This is a genomic window from Bacillus kalamii (genome assembly GCF_047238185.1).
Lineage (GTDB): Bacteria > Bacillota > Bacilli > Bacillales > DSM-1321 > Bacillus_AD.
Window position 1 is genome coordinate 3,201,716 of record NZ_JBDFMI010000001.1, and the last position, 21,420, is coordinate 3,223,135.

At 35.2% G+C, this 21,420-nt stretch carries 19 protein-coding genes and 5 pseudogenes; 10 read left to right on the forward strand and 14 right to left on the reverse strand.

Translation table 11 applies throughout. The features are described from left to right. Window positions 1-129: 129 nt before the first annotated feature. From ABC357_RS15860 to ABC357_RS15870, 3 genes are all read right to left on the reverse strand, one after another. Window positions 130-876: an SDR family oxidoreductase gene (locus ABC357_RS15860; protein ID WP_412888441.1), complete on the reverse strand. Its 747-nt coding sequence runs from the start codon at window positions 874-876 to the stop codon at window positions 130-132. Further along, window positions 866-1,357 (reverse strand): cyclophilin-like fold protein, encoded by a 492-nt coding sequence (locus tag ABC357_RS15865; protein WP_412888442.1) that lies wholly within the window; start codon window positions 1,355-1,357, stop codon window positions 866-868. The genes ABC357_RS15860 and ABC357_RS15865 overlap by 11 nt, the downstream gene beginning before the upstream one ends. A gap of 82 nt (window positions 1,358-1,439) precedes the next feature. Continuing rightward, window positions 1,440-2,003 (reverse strand): DapH/DapD/GlmU-related protein, encoded by a 564-nt coding sequence (locus ABC357_RS15870; RefSeq protein WP_412888443.1) that lies wholly within the window; start codon window positions 2,001-2,003, stop codon window positions 1,440-1,442. Between the two features lie 128 nt (window positions 2,004-2,131). Between ABC357_RS15870 and ABC357_RS15875 the strand changes: the two genes are divergently transcribed. Further along, the gene (locus ABC357_RS15875; RefSeq protein WP_412888444.1) at window positions 2,132-3,007 is read left to right on the forward strand and encodes a LysR family transcriptional regulator; all 876 of its coding nucleotides are present in this window, start codon (window positions 2,132-2,134) and stop codon (window positions 3,005-3,007) included. A gap of 73 nt (window positions 3,008-3,080) precedes the next feature. Here the strand turns inward: ABC357_RS15875 and ABC357_RS15880 are convergent. Further along, a pseudogene (locus ABC357_RS15880) lies at window positions 3,081-3,574 on the reverse strand (SpoVR family protein); the annotation flags it as partial. Window positions 3,575-3,738: 164 nt separating this feature from the next. Here ABC357_RS15880 and ABC357_RS15885 point away from each other — a divergent pair. From ABC357_RS15885 to ABC357_RS15895, 3 genes are read left to right on the forward strand one after another with little or no spacing between them, the layout of a single operon-like run. Next, complete coding sequence (locus ABC357_RS15885) at window positions 3,739-4,011, forward strand: hypothetical protein (RefSeq protein WP_412888445.1); 273 nt, start codon at window positions 3,739-3,741, stop codon at window positions 4,009-4,011. Continuing rightward, on the forward strand, window positions 4,001-4,276 hold the full coding sequence (locus tag ABC357_RS15890) for a hypothetical protein (protein WP_412888446.1): 276 nt from the start codon (window positions 4,001-4,003) through the stop codon (window positions 4,274-4,276). Before ABC357_RS15885 ends, ABC357_RS15890 begins: the two co-directional genes overlap by 11 nt. Then, window positions 4,269-4,565, forward strand: a complete 297-nt coding sequence (locus ABC357_RS15895; RefSeq protein WP_412888447.1) for a hypothetical protein — start codon at window positions 4,269-4,271, stop codon at window positions 4,563-4,565. Before ABC357_RS15890 ends, ABC357_RS15895 begins: the two co-directional genes overlap by 8 nt. Before the next feature lie 344 nt (window positions 4,566-4,909). Here ABC357_RS15895 and ABC357_RS15900 read toward each other — a convergent pair whose 3' ends face one another. Then, window positions 4,910-6,274: an alkaline phosphatase gene (locus tag ABC357_RS15900; protein WP_412888448.1), complete on the reverse strand. Its 1,365-nt coding sequence runs from the start codon at window positions 6,272-6,274 to the stop codon at window positions 4,910-4,912. Between the two features lie 677 nt (window positions 6,275-6,951). Here ABC357_RS15900 and ABC357_RS15905 point away from each other — a divergent pair. The 5 genes from ABC357_RS15905 to ABC357_RS15925 all read left to right on the forward strand — a co-directional run bounded on the left by ABC357_RS15905 (window position 6,952) and on the right by ABC357_RS15925 (window position 12,120). Next, window positions 6,952-7,317 (forward strand): ArsR/SmtB family transcription factor, encoded by a 366-nt coding sequence (locus ABC357_RS15905; RefSeq protein WP_412888688.1) that lies wholly within the window; start codon window positions 6,952-6,954, stop codon window positions 7,315-7,317. A 42-nt stretch (window positions 7,318-7,359) separates the two neighbouring features. Continuing rightward, on the forward strand, window positions 7,360-8,595 hold the full coding sequence (locus ABC357_RS15910) for an NADH:flavin oxidoreductase/NADH oxidase family protein (protein WP_412888449.1): 1,236 nt from the start codon (window positions 7,360-7,362) through the stop codon (window positions 8,593-8,595). A gap of 179 nt (window positions 8,596-8,774) precedes the next feature. Further along, window positions 8,775-9,773 carry an NADP-dependent oxidoreductase gene (locus ABC357_RS15915; RefSeq protein ID WP_412888450.1) on the forward strand — a complete coding sequence of 333 codons (999 nt, stop codon included), beginning with the start codon at window positions 8,775-8,777 and terminating at the stop codon, window positions 9,771-9,773. A gap of 76 nt (window positions 9,774-9,849) precedes the next feature. Further along, window positions 9,850-11,247, forward strand: a complete 1,398-nt coding sequence (locus ABC357_RS15920) for an aldehyde dehydrogenase (RefSeq protein ID WP_412888451.1) — start codon at window positions 9,850-9,852, stop codon at window positions 11,245-11,247. Between the two features lie 105 nt (window positions 11,248-11,352). Continuing rightward, a complete protein-coding gene (locus ABC357_RS15925; protein ID WP_412888452.1) occupies window positions 11,353-12,120 on the forward strand; it encodes an EFR1 family ferrodoxin in 768 nt (255 codons plus the stop codon). A 400-nt stretch (window positions 12,121-12,520) separates the two neighbouring features. Here ABC357_RS15925 and ABC357_RS15930 read toward each other — a convergent pair. The 8 genes and pseudogenes from ABC357_RS15930 to ABC357_RS15965 all read right to left on the reverse strand — a co-directional run. Then, window positions 12,521-13,159, reverse strand: a pseudogene (locus tag ABC357_RS15930) (SpoVR family protein); the annotation flags it as partial. 122 nt (window positions 13,160-13,281) lie between these two features. Next, on the reverse strand, window positions 13,282-13,923 hold the full coding sequence (locus ABC357_RS15935) for a TVP38/TMEM64 family protein (RefSeq protein WP_412888453.1): 642 nt from the start codon (window positions 13,921-13,923) through the stop codon (window positions 13,282-13,284). 405 nt (window positions 13,924-14,328) lie between these two features. Next, window positions 14,329-15,231: pseudogene (locus ABC357_RS15940) on the reverse strand (HAMP domain-containing sensor histidine kinase); the annotation flags it as partial. A gap of 182 nt (window positions 15,232-15,413) precedes the next feature. Next, window positions 15,414-16,100 carry a response regulator transcription factor gene (locus tag ABC357_RS15945; protein WP_412888455.1) on the reverse strand — a complete coding sequence of 229 codons (687 nt, stop codon included), beginning with the start codon at window positions 16,098-16,100 and terminating at the stop codon, window positions 15,414-15,416. Next, entirely contained in the window at window positions 16,075-16,680 is a 606-nt protein-coding gene (locus ABC357_RS15950) for a class I SAM-dependent methyltransferase (RefSeq protein ID WP_412888456.1), read from the reverse strand. The genes ABC357_RS15945 and ABC357_RS15950 overlap by 26 nt, the downstream gene beginning before the upstream one ends. Window positions 16,681-17,150: 470 nt before the next feature. After that, a pseudogene (locus ABC357_RS15955) lies at window positions 17,151-17,789 on the reverse strand (SpoVR family protein); the annotation flags it as partial. Window positions 17,790-17,939: 150 nt separating this feature from the next. Then, window positions 17,940-18,770: a hypothetical protein gene (locus ABC357_RS15960; RefSeq protein WP_412888457.1), complete on the reverse strand. Its 831-nt coding sequence runs from the start codon at window positions 18,768-18,770 to the stop codon at window positions 17,940-17,942. Between the two features lie 76 nt (window positions 18,771-18,846). Beyond that, window positions 18,847-19,482, reverse strand: a pseudogene (locus ABC357_RS15965) (SpoVR family protein); the annotation flags it as partial. A 116-nt stretch (window positions 19,483-19,598) separates the two neighbouring features. Between ABC357_RS15965 and ABC357_RS15970 the strand changes: the two are divergent. Then, window positions 19,599-19,862 carry a hypothetical protein gene (locus tag ABC357_RS15970; RefSeq protein WP_412888458.1) on the forward strand — a complete coding sequence of 88 codons (264 nt, stop codon included), beginning with the start codon at window positions 19,599-19,601 and terminating at the stop codon, window positions 19,860-19,862. A 481-nt stretch (window positions 19,863-20,343) separates the two neighbouring features. Here ABC357_RS15970 and ABC357_RS15975 read toward each other — a convergent pair whose 3' ends face one another. Further along, window positions 20,344-21,408, reverse strand: coding sequence for a DNA sulfur modification protein DndB (locus ABC357_RS15975; protein WP_412888459.1), 1,065 nt, complete (start codon window positions 21,406-21,408; stop codon window positions 20,344-20,346). Window positions 21,409-21,420 lie beyond the last annotated feature (12 nt).

Here is a 21,420-nt window from a genome sequence, read left to right on the forward strand (position 1 = left end):
CGTAAAGTAAATCAATCCCCATATTAGCCACTTCTTATTTAAAAAAATCTAGATATAATTTAGGAAAAGGCTATCGAGGTCTACTCAACAGCCTTATATTTAAATAGTAATTCTCTTACTTACGATTAATTACCATGCCTGACTTGTTGGTCCGATTGTGAACTCATTTACGTTTGTATCCTCTGGTTGATCAATGGCGAATGCAACGATATTTGCAACTCGATCAGGTGTGATACCATATTTATCGTACAATGCAGTCATACCTTCTAAAGAAGTTTTATCAGTAATCGTATCCAAAAGTTCTGTGTTGATCGCTGCTGGATAAATAGTTGCTGTACGAATGTTAGTACCCTCTTGAGCCGATTCCATACGTAAAACTTCCATTAAATCTCGTACAGCCCACTTAGTTGCACCATAGACAGCACCACCTGGATAAGCTTTTAGCCCTGCTACTGATGAAGTGGTGATAATATGGCCAGACTTTTGAGATATAAATGTTGGTAATACCGCAGCGATACCATTTAATACACCTTTAATATTAACGTCAATCATTCTGTTCCACTCGTCAAGTTTCAATTCAGAAAGGGGTGAATTAGGCATTAGTCCCGCGTTCAAAAAGATTACATCGATACCACCAAAACTATCTTTTGCTAGTTGAACAAGTTGTTGACTATCCTCTGGTTTAACAACATCTGTGACACGGTATGTAGCTTGACCACCAGCTTTTTGGATATCCTCAGTCAATGTTTTTAGTTTCTCTTCTCGACGAGCACCCATAACAATTTTTGCACCTTTACTAGCCAATAATTTTGCAGTTGCTTCACCAATCCCACTTGAAGCACCTGTTATGATTACTACTTTATCTTTAATTGCCATTTTCCATCTCTCCTCTATTGTTGTTTATAGCTTGTAATTTTACTTGAAGACTTTCATGTCCTAAATGGGTAGCTACTTGTTCAAAATCTACAATCCTTCCCAGTCTCGTATAGGAATAGGTCGTTTTAAAGTTCTCATAAAATAGAACTAAGCAATTTGATCCAAAAAGCATAATATCACCCTTTTTTATTTCTGTGACTTGCTCAGAATTAGTGGGCAAGTCTTTAGGTAAATAATAATATTTTTCATTCCCGTTTAATTCCTGCATTTCAATAGCCAGCGGAAAAAGTTTGATTAATTCACTTACGCTTTCATTATTTTCAAGAGATAATTTGTAAGATTTCCCGAGAATCACTAATTCATAATTGTTCATTTCTTCACTAATCAAATTCTTATCCACCTTACTATTCTCTGAATCATCACTTAAAGATGAGTGGGTAGCTATTGTTTGATCTTTTGGCTGATTCTTTAATGATTCCAAGGAACAACCTATTAGAACAAGACTTATTGAAGTGCAAAGGAAAACACATAATAAAATCTTTTTATGAATAGTGACTCCTCCTTTATTCAGTAGCTATTTCTTTAATAATTCTCGCAGGAGTTCCAGCTACGATAACATTATTTGGTACATCTTTAGTGACAGTAGTATCTGCTGCAACAATAGAATTTTTCCCCACCGTCACCCCAGGTAAGATTGTCACATTTGCTCCAAGCCAAGCATTCTCTTTAATGCGAATCGAATCTACATAGAGTCCTCTTCTTCTTTTCGGATCTGCTAGGTGGTTTACTGTGATTAAGCGTGTACCTGGACCAATTAGTACATTATCTTCAAGATAAATACCTCCTAAATCAACAAAAGTAACATTTTGATTAATAAAAATATCTTTCCCAAATACAATATGATTTCCAAAATCCGTATAGAAAGGCAAAGAAATAATAATAGAAGGATCAATAAAACGACCAGTGATTTTTTCGAGTATAGTGTGAATATTTGATTGCTCATGATATCCAGTATTCAATTCCATGACTAATCGTTCGTTTTTAGCTTTTTGCTCATGTATTTCTCTAAAAATAGGAGAATCTTTTTCTATTTCCTTCCTAATGATTTTATTTAATAAACCTGGCATATCAGCACCTCCAATTCTTCATTACGTAACGATTATTGTTAACTTAATGATACTGAGGTAAGCTATAAATAACTAATACTTATATAGAATACATAGGTATTCGTTTTATCTATATGAGGAGGGTTTCTTTGGATTTTAGAGTATTAAATTATTTTTTAACTGTTGCTAGAGAAAAAACAATCAGTAAAGCAGCAGAATCCTTGCATCTATCCCAACCCACATTGTCAAAACAGTTAATGGAATTAGAAGAACAACTGGGCGTACAATTATTCATACGCGGAAATAGAGAAATCATTTTGACTGAAGACGGACAATACTTAGTTAATCGAGGGAAAGAAATTCTTTCATTAGTCAATACGACGACAGCAAACTTATCAAGTAAAGAAATCATCAGTGGTGAATTAGTCATTGGTGGCGGAGAAACGAGGGCCATGCAATTTATTGCTAAATGTTTATATTCTCTCTCCAAAGAATATCCTGAAATGAAACTAAATTTATATAGTGGCAATTCAGATGACGTCATTGAAAAGTTAGACAAGGGCATTTTAGATTTTGGCATCGTAATTGATCCAGTAGAAAAGAAAAAATATGATTACTTGAAACTCCCGAAGACGGACAAGTGGGGCATTCTCATACGCAAAGATCACCCTTATGCAAAACAAAGAACGATCATACCTGATGATTTAAAATCACTTTCCCTCTTTGTTTCAAGTCAGTCTTTAGTAGATGACCAAATTGGAGAATGGCTAGGCAAAAATCTCGAGAGCAATCAAATCATCGGAACTTATAATCTTCTGTACAATGCCTCTATTATGGTAGAAGAAGGTATTGGTTGCGCTTTGTGTATCGATGGAATAATCAATACGAAAGGAACTGATTTGACATTTATTCCATTAGAGCCAGATTTAACAGCAAGCTTGAATATCATTTGGAAAAAGAACTACATTCCTTCGAAGGCAGCTTCGACTTTTTTAAAAGCAATAAAAAAAGCAATCACTCAGTAGAGACAGATACTAATAAAAAGCAACGATATTATAGGACTTTATCGTTGCTTCTCATTTTAGGAAATTCAAATCGATAATTCACATCGGGTTCGATGCCTTCATACCAATGCTTCAGATACGACTCGCCATTCCGCAAATAGTCGCCGTCATTGACTGTTATATACGGGAAACCACCGTTCACCCACATCCCGACCAGCTGGTCGCCGACATGAGTCCATTCCTTTTCGACCACTTTATAGTCACGCCACTGCTTCTGGAACAGATACATATCTTCGCCCATGGCCAAATCCTTGGTGAGATAATTGCGGAGGAATGAAATGTGCGATTCCATCTCGAACATCTGCTGGCGGCCTGAGCCCGGCTCCACTCCCCTCCTTTTCATTTCCTCGGTTGGATTGTCAAAGCTCTCCTGGATATGCTCAAAGATTTTCAAGCCTAAGTAATAGGGGGTGATGGTCGTCCAAGAAGGCTGGACGACCCAACGTTGAGCTTGGCGAACTCGATTGATTCATCCAAGGTTATGTCTAACTCACAGAGGATACGCTGATCCCAGTAGAATGCCCAGCCAAGTTTCAGCTAAAACGGTTAAGCATACCAATCAAATTCTTCATTTGAATTTCATGTAGAAACATCAATTTTTTTAATATAACATTTTTTCTAAATCTGATATAACCTTCGATAATTTCAAGCTATAATAGGACCTTAACAACTTGAATCTACGGAGGATTTTTATGACTACAATAGGAAAATGGACAATTATTATCGAACAAGCAGAAGAGAATGAAATGAATGTATTTCGCAGTGAAGATGAGGAAACATTATTAATCGTAGATAACGACCATGATAAAGTGGCAAGTCTAATGGTTGAAGAAGATGATAGCTTAGTTATTTTACACTTATCTTATGATCGAATTATTACTGTTAATCAAAAGACACATTCGGCAACGATTAGTATGAATCCTGCCTATTTAGATGATGAATTTGGTGCAGAAGATGAAGAGTAAAAAACAAAGACTTGAAACATTTACAATACCTTTAGGTAAGGAGAACATAACCTTAACGACGCCTAAAAACGAGAACGCATTTATGCTTATTCATGAGCATAAATTGCGTCTATATGACACTAAATATTCCAATGAAATGATGAACTTAACATATACGGAGCAAGGGATTGCGGTAAATCTTGAAGGGCCTCCTGAAGGTCTAGTTATTAAATTTGCATATAACGAACCTCATGTAGCGATTGTAGGAGGTTTATTAAATGAATGATTACGAAATGGAATATATGGCGATTGAACTAAGAAACGATTGGGTGTTATTGCAAAATACTGCTTCTGAAAATCTATTGGCATTTTTCCATCCGGATATGAATGAAATTTTTGTAGCACATGACTTCTTTGAAACAGGAACGATTGTTTTTAGAGCCAAAATGAATGATGATGATACTCTAACTATTTTAGTCTTAGATGACTCTATAATTAGCCTCATTGATTTCGAAGAGAAACAAATTCGTATTGATGAAGTTGAAGTTTTAGCTGAACTAGAAGAAGAGTATTAATCGATCTAACAGCAGCGGTGGCATAGCACCTAATATCCGCACCATAATCTCGCACCTACGATCTGCATCGTGGTAAACGCTACCTTCGCGTTTTCCTTCTTTAAATCCCCGCACCTATTAGGGTGCGATTGAAAATGATGTAAAAATTATGCAAATGTTAAATCTTTAAATCCACCAATAAGCGTGCGATAGCCATAAATAGGCCTTTTGTTATGAATTGCGCACTTTTTATTTAATTAATAGTTAGAATAACCTTTCGTAAAATAAGAGTTAGATTGTAAGGCCAGGATAAAAAGCAGAAGGATACCCTGAAATGTAAGAGCCTTCTGCTTTTATATAATACTTTATTTATCTGTGATTTTATGGTTACTGTTTAGAATATCAAAAATAATTTTTGCATTGTCCGTATTATCGATCAAGCCAGCGAACCTATTCTTTTCAGGTCCGTATGCATAAAGAGGAACGTCTTCACCTGTATGTCCGCTGGTTGTCCATCCCGTATATGACCTTGCATTAAAGATAGCTTCTACGGCATCGTCCACTTTTTTAGTGGCAACCGCATCTTTAACGGATTGGATTTCCTGCGCAGTCAAGTTTAGGTCGATATATTTCTTCAAGGTTTCTTCCACATTGGCTCCATTCAAGATCTCAGAAGCGATGAAATCTGGAGTACGTTTTGCCGCTTTAATAATCTCTGGGAACCAATTGTAAACACCATTGCTGCCTACGGTCAATCCACCAGTTCCGTGGTCAGCCGTTGCAACAACGAGTGTATTTCCGTCTTTCTTCGCAAAGTCAACGACAGCCTTGAATGCACGTTCAAAATCTTCCATTTCACTCATAGATGCGACGATGTCGTTATCGTGATTTGCCCAGTCAATTTGGCTTCCCTCAACCATTAGGAAGAATCCATCTTTATCGGTACTTAATTTTTTGATTGCGGTCGTGGTCATTTCTTCGAGGGATGGGATATCGCTCGTGCGATCGATCATTTTTGGCAGCCCGCCTGGTGCAAACAGTCCTAACATCTTGTTATTTGAGCTTTTAAGCATTTCTTGCTTGTTTGTTACATAGCTGTATCCATGTTTCTTAAACTCCTCCGCAATATTGCGATCTGATCGAATGAAGTTTGTGGTGCCGCCCCCTAATAGTACATCGACTTTGTGCTGCCCTTTTATTTTTTCGTCGAAGTAGTCATTCGCAATAGCATCCATGTTTTTTCGGTTTTCATCATGTGCCCCAAAAGCGGCAGGTGTAGCATGGGTTATTTCAGCTGTGGCAACCAATCCTGTTGCTTTCCCCTTTTCTTTTGCAGCTTCCAATACCGTTTTCACTGATGACTTATCGTTGTCCACTGCAATTGCTGCATTGTAGGTTTTAACTCCACTCGACATGGCAGTCGCAGCAGAAGCAGAATCTGTTATGTTCTGGTCTTCATCTTGTGCAAACGTCATCTGACTTCCGACTTTGTATTTATCAAAAGTAGTCCTGTCCAATCCTTTTGTGTTCGGATTATCCTTCATGTAGCGGTGAGCTGCGATATTGGCTTCTCCCATTCCATCACCAATCATAAAAATAATATTTTTTGCTCTAGGATGCTTGTCCATTTTTGCATCAGCATGTTGTTTTACTCCTGCAAACCCTCCAACTAATAATGAAGCCACAACAGCAAATGGAATGATCGTTTTTGCGATTTTTTTACCAGCCATTTTACTCCTCCTCTTTAATCTGTTTACTTTATTTATATAGGTATGTACGCATAAGCATGGATTAAAATGTAATTTTAACCAATTTTATCAAAATTAGTTCATTTTAATACTATAAAAACTACAATATTTTAACAATAGTCCTTTAGATAGAAAAAAATTTTTTAGGTTATCCCCTAAATAATCCTTAACAACAGCCTCCCGTTTGACCTTTTGGCACAACAATATCCTAAATGGCCATAAAGGGGCTTAAAGTAAGGGTTTCTTTATTTAAAATCATTGGGGCAACCTGAAAAAAACGAGGTAAGCGATGATTACCTCGCAACTAACAACTATGTGGACTTTTACGTGCCCTTGTAATTCTACTTTCTATCCCATTCAAGGTTAATTCTTACACATTCTCTTTTTTATTATAGAAAAACAAAATAATTTTTTTCTTACAAAAACTTCTTATAAATCCCCGTACTATCATAGCTATACAATAACCTTATTAACTTCTTCATTTGAGATACATCCTGCCAAAATCCTCTAGTTTAGGAATGCCTTACACTGGAATACTTATGTTTATAACTGAACATAAGTGTTCATTCAATGGTCTTGATTTTCTTTCCCAATGTTTTTTCACAAAAATAATATGTTATGATTCATTTGTTCAAACGAATAAACCTTCAAACGTAGGAGTGATACTCATGAAGAACTCGGCAAAGCTAGATCAATTAGCTCAAGAATTTGCGGATTGTCAGGAAGTGTTGCTTGCCATAGGTGATCAAACGAGACAATCCATCATCATAACCTTAATAAGCGCTGGCTGTGAAGGAATGCGAGTAGGAGAAATTACTAAGAAAACACATCTTTCTCGACCAGCTGTTTCTCATCATATAAAGATTTTAAAAGACGCAAAAATAGTAAGTCTGAACCGCCAAGGAACAATGAATTATTACTATCTTGATCCAACAAAGAGCACCATTCGATTACTGAATAATTTAACAGAGCATATTGAAGAATACATGTTAGACTCTTGGGATGTTACAAACGAATCTCAATAATATTATCATAAAATTCTGATTATATAGGGAGAAAAACAACAAATGAAAAGTTCTATCTTAGCAAACCCACTAAAATTATCTGAAACAGTAACCATTAAAAATCGTTTTCATAAATCAGCCATGAGTGAAACATTAGGGACAAAAACGAACAATCCAAAACCAATATTAGTTTCTTTATATGATGCATGGGCTAAAGGAGGAGCTGGTCTCCTCGTAACAGGAAATGTGATGATTGACCGCAAGGCTTTAGGCGAACCAGGTAATGTCGTAATTGAAGATGAACGAGATTTAGACATGTTAAAAAAATGGGCGAAAGCTGGCACTCAAAATGGGACGCATTTATGGATGCAACTAAATCATCCTGGGAAACAATCACCAAAGAGTGTATCAAAAACGCCAGTTGCACCAAGCGCGATACCACTTTCCGGCCACGTATCCAACATGTTCAATAAACCACGCGCTCTTACAACAGAAGAAATTAAAGATCTCATCAAACGTTTCGGGAATGCAGCACGTATAGCTAAAAAAGCTGGTTTTACAGGCGTTCAAATCCATGGCGCACATGGCTACTTAGTCAGCCAATTTTTATCACCCCACCATAATCAACGTACAGATGAATGGGGAGGAAATCTAAATAACCGTATGCGCTTCTTATTAGAAACGTATAAAGAAATTCGTCGTCAAGTAGGTGAAGATTTTCCTATTGGATTAAAGTTAAACTCGGCTGATTTTCAAAGAGGAGGATTTACAGAAGAAGATTCCATGCAAGTATTGAAGAAAATGTCAGAAGTCGGAATCGATATGATTGAAATATCTGGAGGCAATTACGAAAGTCCAGTCATGATGGAAAATGCGAAAAATAAATGGGACAAAATGAGAGAGGCTTATTTCTTGGAGTACGCTGAAAAAGCGCGAGAAATCATATCTGTTCCTTTAGTTGTAACAGGTGGATTTCGTTCAGAGAAAGGAATGACGAACGCCCTAAAGAGTGGTGCCGTGGATATGATTGGAATTGGAAAACCATTTGTTTTAATTCCAGACCTACCAAATCGGATCTTTGCAGGTACGTATGAAACAATTAACATTAAACCTATTAGAACAGGTGTGAATTGGTTAGACGCCAGAGTTGGCTCTATGTTGGATTTAGGTTGGTATGAACAACAGCTAATCCGCATCGGTAAAGGAAGAAATCCGAAACCGAATTATAGCCCTTGGTTATCGTTATTTCAAAATATGGCTAATCATGGTTTAGAAGTATTTAAAAAAAGAAGGGCTTAAAAAACAGCCAGTTTTTATCCCTCTCAAACGGGCACTTTGACTCCCACTTCAAAACGGAGTCAAAGTGGATTCTTTTAAGTGGGAGATTAAGCACCAGTTTGAGCCCCATTAGTTCAACTCATGCTCGGTGGGGATATCCCCCACCGAGCAAAGATTCAATTTATATGGAGGTAAAGTCAATGAAAGCAATGGTTATTGATCAGTATGGAAAAGCCCCTTTACGCTTGGCGGAAATGCCCATACCTGAAATCACAGACTATGAAGTGTTAGCGGAGATTCATGCAGCTAGCCTTAATCCGATCGATTTTAAAATACGCGATGGGAAAGTGAAATTATTGGTCAAATACAAAATGCCACTCATTCTTGGCAACGATTTTTCTGGTGTTATCGTTAAGGTGGGAGCTAAAGTGACTCGATTTAAAGCCGGCGATGAAATATATGCCCGACCACGCAAGAGTAAAATTGGTACATTTGCGGAATATATCGCCATTCATGAAAACGACATCGCCTTAAAGCCGAAAAATCTGAGTTTTGAGGAAGCAGCCTCCATCCCGCTAGTTGGGTTAACTTCCTATCAGGCCTTGCATGACATATTAAAAGTACAACATGGAAAAAAAGTATTGATTCAAGCAGGGGCTGGTGGTGTTGGCACCTTTGCTATACAACTAGCTAAATTATTGGGTGCCACCGTCACTACTACTGCTAGTGAAGCTGGTATGGATCTAGTAAGGTCTCTTGGTGCAGATGAAATAATTAATTATAAGACAGAAAGGTTTGAAGACCGATTAAATCATTATGATGCTGTATTCGATACTCTTGGGGGTGAAAATCTAAAAAAAGCCTTTGCTGTTGTAAAAGATGGCGGAAAAATCGTTTCTGTTTCGGGCTTACCCAATGCTCGTTTTGGTAAAGAAAATCATTCAGGATTTTTAAAAACGTTGTTATTTTCAGCGGCAACTAAAAAAATAACTGCACTTGAGAAAAAACATAATGTTCAATATACATTTTTGTTTATGAAGCCAAGTGGCTATCAATTACAAATAATTGCAAACATGATTGAGACTAACAAGATAAAACCAGTGATTGACCAGGTTTTTTCTTTTAAAGATGCTCAAAAAGCTATGGACTATTCGGAGTCAGGAAGGGCCAAAGGGAAGATAATCTTAAAAATCAAGTAATTCCCCTATCGTCTGTTGTATGGTTGCAATCGAAACTTGAGTTGCTATGACTGTAAGTAGGAGGTCTAAACCACTGATGAATCATGTTGAATTAAATTCAGAGAATGTTAGAGATATATTAAAGGAACATGCAGAATTCTTTCAAACAAATCAAACAAAAGAGATCCATTTTCGTTTAAAAAAATTAGATCAATTAAAAAACGGAATCATCCAGTATGAATCTAGAATCAACGAAGCTCTACAAAAGGATTTAGGAAAGCATCCTTTTGAAGCCTATACCTCTGAAGTAGGACTTGTCTTAAATAGCATTACCCATACGAAGAAACACCTAAAAAAATGGGCAAAAACAAAAAAAGTGAAAACGCCATTAACCCTACATCCATCAAAAAGCTTGATTCGATATGAACCATACGGGACAGCACTCATTATTGGCCCATTCAATTATCCGTTTCAACTTGTCATAGAACCGTTAATTGGAGCCATTGCAGCTGGAAATTGCGTTGTTCTTAAACCATCTGAGTTAGTTCCCAATGTATCACAAGTCTTAACGGAAATGATTGAAGAAATTTTTGATTCAAACTATATACGATCCGTTCAAGGTGGTATTGAAACAAATACAGCATTGGTCAATGCACCATTTGACTATATTTTCTTCACTGGAAGTGTTCCAGTTGGAAAAATCATCATGAAGGCAGCTGCTCAAAATCTTGTACCTGTCACGCTTGAACTAGGTGGAAAAAGTCCTGTCATTGTTGATCAAACTGCCAATTTAAAAATGGCAGCCGACAGAATCGTTTGGGGAAAAACAGTCAATTCTGGCCAAACCTGTGTTGCTCCTGACTATGTTATGGTACATGAAGATGTCAAAAAAGAATTGATTGAAGAAATGAACCGTTCTCTTAAAGATTTTTATGGCTCAACGATTGAACAGAGCAGCGATTTTGGCCGCATTGTAAATAGCAGGCATTTCGAACGATTAAATACAATCCTTGAAAGGGATAAAGAACATATTATCTTTGGAGGGACTACCAATAGTACTAAACGCTTTATCGAACCAACCCTGATTGATGCCAATTGGGATTCTGCTTCAATGGAAGACGAAATATTTGGACCGATTCTTCCCATTTTAACGTATGATCGTTTAGATGATGCTATTAAATCCATTAATAAACTTTCTAAACCGTTAGCTCTTTATCTATTTACATCTGATAAGAAAATAGAAGAAAAAGTACTAATGAATATTTCATCAGGTGGAGTAAGTATTAATAATACCATTACTCATTTAGCCAACCCTCAATTACCCTTTGGTGGTGTAGGTCATTCAGGGATGGGAGCTTATCATGGGCATTATAGTTTTACAACGTTCTCACATCAAAGAAGTATTCTAAAAACGAGCACTAGATTCAATGTGTCCCTGTTGTTTCCACCATACAACGAGAAAAAATTAAACCTAGCCCGCCGATTTCTGAAATAAACCATAATTTGGATGGTAAAGCGATTCTTTACCAATGTCCAATTCTTCTTTTTATTCGCTATAATCTTAAGGAGTTGCAACGAAAGATGGTGATTAAAAATCATATTGTATTATTCAGGCACTGGAAACAGTGAGTATGTGGCCAAAAGAATTGGGAACGAAGTTCAAGATGACGTAATAAATCTTTTTAAAAAAATTCGAAATCAGGATTTTTCTGACTTATTTTCTGATAGGCCATGGGTAATAGTAGTACCTACCTATGCATGGAGGATTCCACGTATTGTAGAGAAATGGTTATGGAAGACAAAATTAGTTGGCAGCTCAGATATTTATTTTGTGATGACGTGTGGTGGCAGCAATGGCAATGCAGGTGCCTACCTAAAGAAGCTTTGCAAAGTAAAAGGTCTGTCTAATCAAGGATGTTTTTCGATCACGATGCCTGAAAACTATATTGCTCTTTACAGTGCACCTGAAAAAGATGAAGCACTGGCGATTATTGAAAGAGCTGAACAAAAAATAGCAGATAGTGCGCAGTCTATTAGAATGGGTACAGCGTTTTCAGAACCGCAGGTGACATCAAAAGATCGATTGAAGAGTGGTATAGTAAACGATCTTTTTTATCCAGTATACGTACACGCCAAGAAATTCCATGTAACAGATGACTGTATTTCCTGCAGAAAATGTGAAAAGGTGTGTCCATTGAAGAACATTAGGATGGAAAACGGAAAGCCTATCTGGGGAAAAGAGTGCACTCATTGTATGGCGTGTATTTGCCGATGCCCAAAAGAAGCGATTGAATATGGCAAACATACTAATGGACTGGTACGGTATACTTGTCCTAAAAAATGTAAAGTGAAAAATACGATGTGTTGATAGCTGATTTTTTAATCTGAAGAATCAAAATTGAAAATTCCAATTGGATTAGCAGTTAATTGTAAGATTGACTTTTCTTTCTGCATCTATTTTTTTAAGGATTAATTGAATAGAGTTTAGCCAATAAGATATTAAACCTTATTCAATAAACAGATTAATCTAATTCCTTTATCCTTTTCATTGTGATCTTCATTATGATAAAGATTCAGTTGCTCATTTTTAAGAACAAGACTGCTCAAAGCAGCCTTGTTCTGTTCTTCCACAGACATTTAACTAGAATAATTCATCACTTGTCTTCTAACTAACATCTAATATAAAATTCCAGATACTCATAAGGGATAGTAATTAGACATAATAAGATGGCATTTCAACATGGGTTGATCGCTAAAACAATAGGCAATTACAAATATTTCTTATAAATCCCCTTACTATCATAGCTATACAATAACGGCTTATCCTCCACCATCGTTTCCATATGGACGCCGCGCCCCCATAGCTGATAAATATAAGGCAGCACCTTCTCTAAATATTTCACATCGAGCTCGATGCCCTCATACCAATGCTTTAGATACAACTCGCCATTCCGCAAATAGTCGCCGTCATTGACGGTTATATACGGGAATCCACCGTTCACCCGCATACCAACCAGCTGGTCGCGGACATGGGTCCATTCCTTATCAACTACTTTATAATCGCGACCCTGCTTTTGGAAGAGATACATATCCTCGCGCATCACCAAGTCCTTGGTGAGATAATTGCGGAGGAATGAAATGTCCGATTCCACCTCGCGTACCTCGAACATCTGCTGGCGGCCTGAGCCCGGCTCCACTCCTCTCCTTTTCATTTCCTCGGTTGGATTGTCAAAGCGCTCCTCGATATCCTCGAAGATTTTCAAGCCTAAGTAATAGGGGTTGATGGTCGTCCGTGACGGCTGCACGACTCCCGCGTTGAGCTTGGCGAATTCGATGGATTCATCGGTCGTCAGGTCCAGTTCTCTGAGGATGCGCTGATGCCAGTAGGATGCCCAGCCTCGTTTCACCTAAAGCGGTTATTTCTTTAGCCCATCAAAAGCCCATCAAAGAAAAAATTAAAATTGCCAATGCCATTTTCTAAGTTAGACTAATAACTGAAGTATAGTTCTTGAATGAGTAATTTTTATAGCTAAAATTGTTGCAACTGTGTTTTTTGCTTAAGGTTGTTCCAAATTTTTATTGATGCAATAATTACCAACACTAATGATCCTATAACTAAGGCTAGGCCAATCATAGATTCACTAAAGCTGATACCAATAAAACTATATAACAATCTTAAAGGCATATTAGCAATAATTATTGTTAAAATATAGGTTGAATATTTTATACCAATTGAAGCAGATAAAAAACAGGTTACATCCGTTGGAGCTATTGGACATATAATTCCTAGTGCTAGAAACTTATAATTGTAAGTTTCCAACAAATTGTTTAACTCTGGATGTCGATTCTCTAATTGCTTTTTCACTATATGGCCAGCAAAACTTCTTGAAAATAGATAAACCAAAGTTTCACTCAATACTAGACCCACTGTCGATAATAGTAAACCTTCAATTGGACTGAAGCATAATCCACCCAAGATTATAAGGGGTGTTCCTGGGACAAGAAAGAAAAGTCTAACAATCCACAGAACTATGAAAAGTAAGAATGCATAATTTTGATACTCTGAAATAAATTCTTTAACCGTATTCAGATCAAATGAAACGAAATGAAAATGCTTTAATATATAAACAAATAAAATCCAAATAGAAATGATATAAAATTTCTTTCTCAATTTCTTCACTCTCCTCATTGCCTTCAATATATACATGGTAAGCAATGAAAATTAAGAAATAGGACGTCAAATCATTAAGGATTCTAAAGATTATCATTCTATAAGGCTCGCCCTCAATTTATTAAAAATAGTAAGTATCCCATCTTTACTTAACGAATCTTATGATTTGCACTAGACAATAAATTACAAATTATATGAATAGGATGGAACAGAATAAAACATAAAAAAGATGTATAGGGTACCAATTCATCCATTCAGATTAAGGTATTCCATATACATCTCATGGTTCTCTCCATATCATACTGACTCATTTTAATTATATAAGACTCCAAAAGAGACTTAAGAATGTGCATAATAGCCTTTATAATGTGTAATGGACAAGCAAAAGATATCAGAAATATTCACCTATACATCGTTATCTTGTATAGGATGTTCAACAATAAAGCTTATCCAACCATCCTTGTATTCCGCACGAATGTCCCCATTATGAAGTTGTACAATTCTTTTGGAAATTGAAAGTCCAAGACCAGTCCCTTGTGCATCCATTCTTGCCTGATCTTCCCTGAAAAAGCGCTCAAATAATTTATTCACATCTTCTATGGGTGGTTTTTCCACTCTGTTTGCTACTTTTAATTTCGCGGTATCACCTTTAACACTAAAGCTTATTTGTATATCAGAAGGTTTCGTACTGTATTTTATAGCATTCATAAAGAGATTTTCATAAACACGAACCATTTTTTCTACATCGATTAAAACAGGGATATCTTCCTCTGTTATTGATTTTTGAACACTTAATTGTTCTTTCTCAAATATAGGAATATACTCTCCGACTATTTGATGCAATAAACTCGCTAAGTCAACTTTATTCAAATTTAACGTAACATCAGGGCTTGATAAGCGGGTAAATTCAAACAGTTCATCAATCAGGTATTTTAATCTTTCTGATTTTAAATAAATGGTTTCAAAGTACTCCTGAAGTTGCTCTTTATTATCATATTCCTCATTTTTTATTAAATTCAAATAACCTATAATAGATGTCAATGGTGTCCGTAAATCATGGGATACATTTGTAATAAGTTCATTTTTTATTTTTTCTAATTGTCTTTCATGAATAAATTTGTTATTTAACTCTTTTGACATATAATTTATGTTCTGAGCTAGTTGAGCTAATTCGTCACCCTTACCTTTAATCTCAATTGTTAATCCTAAATTTCCATTAGCAATATTGCTAACACTTTCGGAAATATGTTTCAAATACATTAATTTCTTTCGTACCAACAACAAAAAAACAACAATAAAAATCAAGATAACAAGAAAAATAACTAAATACACCAGCAAAACACTTTTTTGATAACTTAGCTCTATAAAATAATTTATTCCGACCATCTGAATAAATAATCTAGAAAGGATAATGAATAAAAAATACGTAACAAAAAAACTTATTGCGATTGAACCAAGTAACTTTACAGTTAATTTATTCCTAACCTTTATCATATTTTATACCCTACGCCCCAAATCGTCTTGATATAGATTGGATGTTTGGGATTTATCTCTATTTTTTCTCTAATTTTTGTAATGTGTACCATCACCGTATTATCAGATTTAAAAAAGTCTTCCTTCCAAACCGCTTCATAAATTTTTGCAACGCTTAAGACAATCCCTTTGTTTCGGGCAAGAAGTTCTAATATATCGAACTCTTTCGGCGTCAACCTAATTTCTTTCTTTTGTACCCAAACTTGGCGCGTATCTGTATTTACCGTTAAATCGCCTATGTCAATCACACTCTTATCGATGGATGAATTGGTATTGTATTTTTTATATCTTCTCAATTGAGATTTCACCCTGGCGATTAACTCCAATGGGTTAAATGGTTTAGATAAATAATCATCCGCACCAGAAGCAAGACCTTGAATTTTATCCATATCTTCTGATTTGGCTGAAAGCATGATGATAGGCATACTACGTTCTTCCCTAATCTTCATGCATGCTTGAATTCCATCCATTTTTGGCATCATAATGTCTAAAATAACTAGGTCAAATTGATCTTTCTCCAACATTCTCATAGCTTCAATAGCATCTTCAGCTTTTTGAGTTTGCATACCTTCATTTTCTAAATAAACGGCAATAAGGTTTCTGATTTCTTTATCGTCATCAACAATAAGTATTTTTGACATCATCAAATTCCTCCGAATGTTTTTTTGACTTAATACAGCTAAAGATGTAAGCAGGTGGAAAATTCCTGTATTCCCTTTCCTGCTCTATTTTGGTGAAAAATTGATTAATGAATGCCTTTTTAAATTTTGTATATTGGAAAGTAATAAACCGTCCATCCTCTTTTAAGATATTGGTGGTGTTTACTAAAATGTTGTTTGAAACGTTAGTAGGCAAACTCGAAAAAGGTAGGCCAGAGATAACATAATCAACATAAGGAATATCATATTCCCTTAAATACTGTTCAATATTTTCGGCAGATCCGCAGACAATGAATACATTCTCTTCCTCTTTATATTTTTCATTAAGCAAGGAGTAGAACTCTTTATTATTTTCCACTAATAAAATTACTGTTTTAGATTCTTTGTTTTTTATTAATTTTTCTGTGAACACACCTGTACCTGGACCATATTCAACAATATATTTTGCTTTCTTAAAATTGATTCTTTCAATCATTTTATCACCAAGAAATCGTGAACTAGGAAAAACAGCACCTACTGTTTTTGGATTCATTATATATTGATATAAGAAAAAAATGTTGTTCACATTTATTCACCTCTTGAGTTTGAATTAATAATCATACTTTAAAATCCAAAACTTAAGAGAGAATGGCAAAAAACCTTAAGAATCCTTAAGATTTATTGAATTTAATTCTAATTATCAACACTAAGTTAGACAACTTTTAGGGTGTTCAAGTATTGTGTTAACAATCCAATAGGTTAAATTGTGAATCAAAACACTTGAGCTAACAAGTGTTTTGATGGAACAACAAAGAAGTACTCTTTTAGATGAGTGAATAATCGAAAATACAAAAAGCCAAGAATGTTGTTAAATCAACATTCTTGGCCTTTAAATTTGATTTCATATAATTCAACAACGAACATTTTAGACAGCCCAATTTAACTCTGAAAGAATTTCAATTGCTACAATTACAGATAAGGTCAATTTCATTTTTTAACTTGTTAAAATAGAAATAACAATGTGGGCTCCTATAAAAAAAACCACAAATATTTCTATTATAAATACTTCTTATAAATCCCCTTACTATCATACGTATAAAGAATTGGTTTCTCCTCCACCTTCGTCTCCATATGAACACCACGACCCCAAAGCTGATAAATATAAGGCATAACCTTCTCCAAATACTTCACATCTAATTCAATACCTTCGTACCAGTGCTTCAAATACAGCTCACCATTACGTAAATAGTCACCATCATTTACCGTGATATAAGGGAATCCACCATTCACCCTCATATTAACAAGCTGATCTCGCACACCTTTCCACTCTTTATCTACAATCTTATAATCCTTGCCCTGCTTCTGGAACAAGTACATATCTTCTCGCATCACAAGGTCTTTCGTTAAATAATTACGCAGGAAGTAAATATCTGATTCTATTTCACGCACTTCATACATTTGCGCTCGACCCGAATTTGGTTTCGCACCTCGACGAATCATTTCTTCAGTTGGATTATTGTAGCGTTCTTCGATGTCCTCAAAGATTTTCAAACCTAAGTAATAAGGATTAATACTCGTACGTGATGGCTGTACGACACCTGCATTCAACTTTGCAAATTCTAAAGATTCACCTGAGGTTAAGTCCATTTCACGTAGAATCCTTTGGTGCCAATAGCTAGCCCAGCCTTGTTTCAGCTAAAGCGGTTATTTTCAAGCGCAAAGAAAAAAACTCACTAATATTTAATTCTTTATCAATTGAGGTAATTGAATAGTAACTTAAAACATCTGAAAAGAGGAATTTACCAATGAAAAGAAAATGGTATTTATCTAACTGATCTACAATTATTATTTTTTATTCAAAGCTGGATGTTGCCAGTAACTATCTGCAATTGTAGGTATATTGTCTGTTAGAAGATTATCAAAGTTAATTTTATCAATTGTTTCTTTAGAAAATGATAGTTTCATGATAATATCGTTGCTTTCTTGACCATATTGGTCCTGCATCGGAAACACAATATTGAAATCAATCATTTTTAGATCGTCTTCATCTTTTAATAATTCCAGTGTGTCTCTAACATCCATCCACATGCCTTTTCGTATCATATTGGTTGTAAGATTATCAGAACCATAAACTTTAACAAGGATAAATCCAGTTTCTTTATTGTAATTGATTCCAAGAATACTATCTTTTTTATCAAATGAATTTTCTTTGCCGAATGCTTTATGAATTGCCTTTTTAACTTTATTATCTAAACTGCTGGCTTCAGCAGCTTTTTTCGCCTCGACTGCTTTCTTTGCCTCAGCCTCTTTCTTTGCTTCGGCTTTTTCCTTCGCTTCTGCTTCTTTCTTTGCTTCTGCTTTTTCTGCTGCTAAATCTTCTTTAGTTGACTGAGATTTTGGATCATCAATAAAAAAAGTAGACCCTATCATTAGTATGAAAAAACCTAATGAATACAAAAACATTCTCTTTACATTAGCTTGTTTTTTAATTGCTCGTTTGATGCCAATCAGTATGGTTACTATTACACCAAAGAATGCTATTACAAGTATAAAATCCAAGATGCCACTTCCTTTTGAAATTGCTAAATTATTAAATAAATTCATTTTTAAATTATATTCTAAATTAATAGTATTTATCAATAATATTCCAACTACCTTTTTATACCAAACATACATAAAGGAAAATCATTTCCTGCTCAATATCCACCAGAAATAACAAAAAAGCCAACGAGTTGCTCGTTGGCTTTCACTATCACAAATACTTCTTATAAATTCCCTTACTATCATAGCTATACAATAACGGCTTATCCTCCACCATCGTTTCCATATGGACGCCGCGCCCCCATAGCTGATAAATATAAGGCAGCACCTTCTCTAAATATTTCACATCGAGCTCGATGCCCTCATACCAATGCTTCAAGTACAGCTCGCCATTCCGTAGATAGTCGCCGTCATTGACGGTGATATACGGGAAGCCTCCGTTCACCCTCATCCCGACAAGCTGATCGCGCACGTGGGTCCATTCCTTATCAACTACTTTATAATCGCGACCCTGCTTTTGGAAGAGATACATATCCTCGCGCATCACCAAGTCCTTGGTGAGATAATTGCGGAGGAATGAAATGTCCGATTCCACCTCGCGCACCTCGAACATCTGCTGGCGGCCTGAGCCCGGCTCCACTCCTCTCCTTTTCATTTCCTCGGTTGGATTGTCAAAGCGCTCCTCGATATCCTCGAAGATTTTCAAGCCTAAGTAATAGGGATTGATGGTCGTCCGTGACGGCTGCACGACTCCCGCGTTGAGCTTGGCGAATTCGATTGATTCATCCGAGGTCAGGTCCAACTCGCGAAGAATGCGTTGATGCCAGTAGGATGCCCAGCCCTCGTTCTCCTAAGGATCTTCCATATAAATATTAAAAATCTAGAATGTCCAAATCATTAACTCCGACAAAAAGAACAAACCTTCTCACAATGAAGATAAGCAACAGGAAATGAGCGAATACTATGAGCTACCATTTATTTGATGAACACGTTAATCCTTCAGTACGTTTTGATGGAAATCGAATAAGTTTAAGAATACCAGTTATCAGGATTTTAAAAGATAACCAAGCCGAAATTAAAAAGATTCAATTTTATGTATTAACTAAACAAGAAATCATTGATAGCTTTGTAGTTCTATTTGAAATGGCATGGGAAGATAAAGAACATCATTATGAATGCTTTGAATATGAAAATGAAGAAAAACATTTTACCTATACTTATTCGTAAATCCAGAATACAAGGAATTGGAACTATTAATACAATTTGCTCAAAACATTAAGTGTGTACGAATATCCACTCTATACGGCAAGATTTCATTTAGCCAATAATAAAAGTGAAATTTATGAACAACTTATTGAAAACAGTCACCTTTTCTTTCACGACGACCTTATGAGCGTAGCTAAAAAAAATAAGGTTATTCTTTCTGCATCGTAAAAAAGCCAACATGGAAGTGTTGGCATTCTTTTAATTATTAGTAATTTATCAATATATATTGACAGATTAAAAATAGACACTTATCAGAGGACTTTTCCAAAATAATTATTTTAAACTATTATATAAATTTAAAAATTATCATTAGATAAGTTCCCCCCTTGCGATCTTTTGTAAAACTTGTATATAAAATGAAATTTCTTATTCATTTTATATACTTTAAACATTTTAAGCTCGATTAAAGTGGATCTAATGCTCGTACACAGTGAATAATTAATTACACTAATCTTTTCATTATCACATCTTTAAGACTCAGAGTAGTTGTTTCTATAAAAGATTGATATTCATATTGACTATTTTTTCTAGCTACATACATAAATGGAAACCAGTCTCTATTTTTCACTGACCAATTTATCATACTCAATTGTTCGACTTCATCTTCCCAAGTTTCTAACCATTTTATGTTACTTTCATTATCAATGATAATAGATTCGTTCAAATAAAGCGCAATTGCATTTTGTATTGGTTCATGCCCTAGTACATAGTTCTTAACATCTCCAGGATTAGAAGGCAATGATAAAAATAAAACACTAAAAAGTTTATTTAAAAATGCATAAATTTCATCATATTGTTCTTTTATTTGTTTCTCATTTTTTTGACTAGGTGATTCTTTTCCGAAAATAGTTAAGTTAATGAATTTTTTCAATCTAACACTAGTGGTAAATGTAGTATTGTTAGGCCTTACTATACGGCTTTTATTAAACTCTACTTTTACAGCTTGTAAAGCATCTGAACCATGATATAGTTCTCTTACTAATAAGTTATATATATCTCTAGTATCATAACTTGTAACTAATGATCTTGAAACTCTTTTAGCATTAGTATTAATATCTGTAAACAATTTTCTTTCATCACTATTAGATAATCCAAAATATATTTGAACAGTTAAATAACTATTTAATAATCTTTCTTTAAGTTCATTATCTATATTTCCCTTGTTTAAAAAATGTTCTATCCCTTTAATTCTATGTTGCCCGTCAATTACGACTAACTTATTGTTCTTCGAGATATACAATGATGATGTTTCTGAATCGTAACATGTTGTTGGGTCACCCCTAAATGACAAAACGATTGCAGGCAAAAACACCCCCATATTACCATCAATATTCTCTAAGTATTTAACTAATTTAGGTAGTCGATGATATCCAAGGTCTCTATTTACTTCCTTATCAATAGAATAAATCTCCAAAATATCTCTTATACTAATTTGAGTGGACATAATGCCTTTATCTTTTTTATTAATTAAAGTATCAATAGCACCTTTTGCAACTACATTAACCATTTAATTCTCCCC